Below are 5,067 nucleotides of genomic sequence, written 5' to 3' on the forward strand. Positions count from 1 at the left end.
AGAAAATTCTGTATTAAACGTGAAAAGATTTGATGCTTTAAGCGAGGAGTGGCTGGAATTTATTAAAAAAAACAGGAGCAGAGGTGGATTACAGCATGATTATGATGTAGTAATTGGACCAGTTGCGGATGATAACACAATGGAGACTGTTCAGTTATATATAGCTAATATTTTAACAGTATCAGAAGCTGTAGAAAGATTACGATACAGCAAGGTAAATAATCAGGTATCATTTCACACAGAAAAAGCATTGCAATATTTACAGTTAGTAAGGAGGGATTCTTATGCCAGAAATGATATATAGTTTTAATGGAAAAGACATTACTATGAATGTTTGTATACAAATCAGAGATGTATTAAAGTTACTGCAGCAATATTTCCACATCAGTTTTGAGGAAGCTGCACTGAAATTTTACAAGTCTGAAACATATAAGACACTACAGGAAACAGAAAATGGATTGTGGGCAGAATCAGCAGAATATATAGCTGATAGATACTATGAAGAGGTTACATCTATTGTATAAGCATAGATCTGCAAGAAGCACTCCAATTCCTTGTACCCCAACGCTAATTTCCAGAACAACGCGGAGCAAGTCCGTCAATCTTTTAGAAACTTACTCCGCTTCACTCGCCAGATACAGCCTGACACAGAGTATGCATCTGGTCGCATCCTTGCGAAACATTTTTTATAATATTTTTACATTCTCAGTTTCTTATGAAATTCCCTGACCGTACTTTTTTTCTGAAAGATAAACAGTCCCGCCAGAACCAGAAAGCTGATACCGGCACAAATTATCGAAGGATACGAAAAACGAACCAGTCCGATCCACACCAGGATTATGGGAATACATCCGGCAATGCCTGCCTGGATCAGATAAAACAGATACTCCTCTTTTTCCAGATGATTCACCTTAACGATCACCGGCATGGAGCCCATAACAGCCATAGCCCCGAAAGGAAGCACAAAATCAATCGACCAGCCTCTCCAGCCGGTAAAATTATCCCACAAAACAGCAATCGTCGTGATCAATATCAGCTGCCACATTTCATTCTTCAAAATGTTTCTCCGTTTGGTATATCCCACAGAAACAACCAGCCATGCACATAAGCTTCCCGCTGCAGCAAACCAGAACCAGTTCAGCGTATCCCAGATCATATAATTGACCATTCCGCAGATTACCGCCACTGCAAGACAAAGGAAAGAAAAGATCTGATAGGCTTTTTTCCCTTCCTGCTTTTGTTCCTCCTGACACCCTGGAAAATCATTTCTTTCTTCTGTGAACGGTATCTCATCTTCCCTCAAATATCTGAGGAAATTTCTCTGGATACTCTCTCCCGGAATCTTTGAAGTAAAGCCCAGAAGAAGCTCATCCCCATAGGAACAGGAACAGAGCTGCAAAGCCTCTGTACAGGTAAAAAATCCAAATCTTTGGATATAGGGTTCGTATTCTTTTGGAAAGCGAACCACTCCAATATTGGAGTATACTGTTGTGATCCTGCGGCTTCCCCAGGCAGCGCCTACCATCAGAAAATACTTTTTCACTTCAAGAGGAACCGCACGGATCAGAGGATTTTTTTCCAGACGCACATAGCCGTTCATGTGCATGGCAATCTTTTCTTTTACCAGCTCTTCCTCAAACTGTTTTTTCACACCCTCAAGCACATCCTGAAAGGTTGTAGTTTCTGTAAACGTATATCCTACTTCGATCCAGCCAAAAAAGTTTGCCATGGACTCTGACGGAAAAAAATTCCTCAGATTTACAGGAACCATCAAAGTCACAGGACGCTTCTGTCTGTTTTTGGGAATCTCTTCATGGATAGAACATATAAATACCGCCGACAGGTACGCAGTGATCGACGCTCCATATTCCCGGGCTTTTGCCAGAATCTCCTTTACCGGTATGGATATCTCCAGGACTTCCATTTCCTCATGACTGAGCATAGCGCCTTTCAGCGGCACTGCCCGGGGATTTTTCTCTTTATTTTTAGGAGTTTCCGAGGAATAATACTGAGAAAAACTGTCCTCCTCGTGATCCCGGAACGTAGATTTTTCTTCTGTTTTTATATGAGGAAGTCCTGCCTCCGGATGCCGGAGAAGCAGATAATTCTGTACCAGCTCCTGAAGGAAATTCCTTGCCCCTGTTCCATCTGTAAGTGCATGATAAACTTCAAAATTAATGCGGTTTTCATAATAGGAAACCTCAAAGAGAAGTGACTTTTTATCCGGGATATACAGTCTGCTGCAGGGAGGTTTTTTCTCCTCTTTTGCCACAGCCCGGATGTCTCTTCTCTCCAGATAAAACCAAAAAAGCCCCTTCCTCAGAACCACCTGGAACAATGGATATTTTTCCATTGTCCTGTCAAGTGCGTCCTGGAGGATCTGGGGGCTTATTTCTTCCGTCAGCTCACAGTACATCCGGAAGACTCTGGTATCATTTTTGTCTGTTGCCGGCGGAAATGCCAGCGCTGCATTATCCAGCTTTCTCCATTTTGAATATCCTGATTTCACGATCTGCCCGCCTTATATACATTTGATGATTCAAATATATCACAGACACAGAGATCAGGCAAGGAAGGATTTGGGAGATGTTTTTGTTCAGGCTTTTTTTCTGTCCTGAATTTCCTTTACGATCTGATTGTAATATCGTTTGTTCAGTCTGTAGAAAAACAGAACCGCCGCAGTAATGATCCATAAAACTCCCGGGATCGTCGTAAAGGAATGTTTCATAACAGCAGTAACCACTGCATTCTGCGGCTGGTTTGCCACATATCCGAAATGACCCAGAACAGCTGCCAGAAGCGCAGTCCCAAGTGCCATACCCACTTTATTCCCAAGAGAGATAAACGCATACTGGAACCCGTCATTTCTCAGTCCGGTCTTCCATTCTCCATACTCCACACAATCCGGAATAATCGCATAAATAGCTGTATTGAATCCGGAGAAAAAGAACTGTGCTAGACAGGAAAGAATATAAAAGGGAACCGGTGAAGTCCTTACCGTAAAGAAATACATGCCAAACATGCTCAATCCTGTAAATAATGCAAAAATAGACGCCGCTCTTCCCTTATTATTAGTAATACGAAACAGAACAGGAAAACAGGCTGCACCAATTATGGACGGAATAATAATGCACAGAGAATAAACACTGAACAGAGCCTTGTCTCCTTCCACATAAGTAAAATAATAAAGAGCATCTGCATTTCTTCCATATAAAGTAAGACCAAACAAAAGCTGTCCCGCCGCTGCAATCAGGTAGGGCTTGTTCTTCATAACTGCAGACAGCTGTCTCCTGAGAGAGATCTTTTCCTTTTCCGGAATCGTCACCACTTCTTTTGTTTTGGAAAAGCAGAATATATGACAGACTGCAAAAATACAGCCATAAAGAACGGCAATCAGCAGATATCCCTGTTTATCGTTTCCATTTCCCAGTGCAGTGATCAGCGGAACCGTTACAATATTGATCACACCGATGGCGATCATGGCGCTGACGGAACGGAAGGTATTGATCTTTGCACGCTCTTCTATATTCTGAGTCATTGCTCCGCACAGGGTTCCGTAAGGAATATTGACGCAGGTATAACCAAGAACCAGGATACAGTAGGTGACTGCCATATATACAATCTTCGCCGTACTGCTCCAGTGCGGATGTGCCCAGAATGTCAGGATCAGTACGATTGCGGTCAGAGGCGCCGCGATCAGCAGCCACGGGCGATATCTTCCCCATCGTGAATGTGTTTTATCGCTTAAGGCACCGATGACCGGATCATTGACCGCATCCCAGAACCGTGAAAATAACATCAGTGCAGCAACTGCTCCCATACTGATCCCAAATACATCTGTATAAAAGATCATAAGAAAATTGCTTACAAACATCCAGCTGAAATTACAGCCTACGTCACCCATACCATAGGCGATTTTGCTTATCAATGGCACTTTAACGTTTGTATTTTCTCCCATAATCATAACTCCTGTTCTTTTCTTTTTTTATGGAAATTACTTAATTTTTATCACAGCCTTCACGATATCCGCCTTATTATTCACACTGTAATCCATTGCTTTCTGAGCCTCATCCAATGTAAAAATATCTGTAACGATTCCCTTCAGGTCAACCTTGCCCGCAGCTACCGCTTCAATAGCCATTGGATAAATATGACGATAGCGGAATACTGTTTTAAAGGTAAGTTCTTTATCCAGAACAAGGCTCATTGGAAGAGTCATTTCTCCTGTTTTGCTGTATCCTACAAGAACGATATTGGAGCCCTTTCTGGCGATCTGAATGGCCTGTCTTGTAGTGATTTCTGTACCTGCCGTCTCAATGACCAGATCCATTCCTCTGCCATTTGTGATTTCATTTACTTTCTGTACCACATCTTCCTTTGCCCCGTTGATCACACCTGCTGCTCCCAGCTCAAGCGCTTTCTCCAGACGTTTTTCCATAATATCCACCACATATACCTCAGACACTCCTCTTGCCTTTAATGCCATCATAGAAACCAGCCCGATGCATCCTGCTCCCATGACTACCGCCTTCTGTCCCAGATGTGCATCTCCCTGAATCGCTGCATGGAATCCTACGGCAAGCGGCTCGATCAGTGCGCCTTCCAGAGTGCTTACATTGTCCGGAAGCTTGAAGCAAAGATCTGCTTCATGAGCTACATATTCCTGAAACACACCGTCTACCGGAGGAGTAGCAAAAAATACCACATCAGGACAGAGATTATATTTTCCTTCTTTACAAAATTCACAGTGTCCGCAGGTTCTGCCCGGTTCCAGTGCAACTCTGTCGCCTGCCTTCAGGTGCTTTACATTCTTTCCCACTTCAACCACTGTTCCGCCCGGTTCATGTCCCAGTACAAAAGGAGGTTTCACCACATAATCTCCAATGGCTCCCGTTTCATAATAATGAAGGTCACTTCCGCAGATACCTACATATTCCAGCTGTACCAGAACTTCATTATCTTTAGGCTGTGGGATGTCACGCTCTTCAAATCCCATTTTTCCGATACCAAGCATAACTGCTGTTTTCATTTTACCTTCCATTGTCTTTCTCTCCTTTTTTATTATCT

General features: G+C 42.8%; 5 protein-coding genes. 2 read left to right on the top strand and 3 right to left on the bottom strand.

What is annotated here, in order from left to right:
• Together RDS42_RS12470 and RDS42_RS12475 are read left to right on the top strand one after the other, a co-directional pair.
• Positions 1-304: DUF3990 domain-containing protein (locus RDS42_RS12470; RefSeq protein ID WP_308783941.1), on the top strand; the 304-nt coding region annotated here is incomplete at its 5' end.
• Positions 285-524 (top strand): hypothetical protein, encoded by a 240-nt coding sequence (locus RDS42_RS12475; RefSeq protein WP_308783942.1) that lies wholly within the window; start codon positions 285-287, stop codon positions 522-524. The genes RDS42_RS12470 and RDS42_RS12475, both read left to right, overlap by 20 nt.
• Positions 525-697: 173 nt before the next feature.
• Here RDS42_RS12475 and RDS42_RS12480 read toward each other — a convergent pair whose 3' ends face one another.
• The 3 genes from RDS42_RS12480 to RDS42_RS12490 all read right to left on the bottom strand — a co-directional run bounded on the left by RDS42_RS12480 (position 698) and on the right by RDS42_RS12490 (position 5,041).
• Positions 698-2,509 (bottom strand): DUF6320 domain-containing protein, encoded by a 1,812-nt coding sequence (locus RDS42_RS12480; RefSeq protein WP_308783943.1) that lies wholly within the window; start codon positions 2,507-2,509, stop codon positions 698-700.
• A gap of 87 nt (positions 2,510-2,596) precedes the next feature.
• Positions 2,597-3,958 carry an MFS transporter gene (locus RDS42_RS12485; RefSeq protein ID WP_308783944.1) on the bottom strand — a complete coding sequence of 454 codons (1,362 nt, stop codon included), beginning with the start codon at positions 3,956-3,958 and terminating at the stop codon, positions 2,597-2,599.
• A 36-nt stretch (positions 3,959-3,994) separates the two neighbouring features.
• Complete coding sequence (locus RDS42_RS12490; RefSeq protein WP_308783945.1) at positions 3,995-5,041, bottom strand: NAD(P)-dependent alcohol dehydrogenase; 1,047 nt, start codon at positions 5,039-5,041, stop codon at positions 3,995-3,997.
• Between the last annotated feature and the right edge of the window lie 26 nt (positions 5,042-5,067).

Source organism: uncultured Blautia sp., from assembly GCF_902497045.1.
Lineage (GTDB): Bacteria > Bacillota > Clostridia > Lachnospirales > Lachnospiraceae > Blautia_A.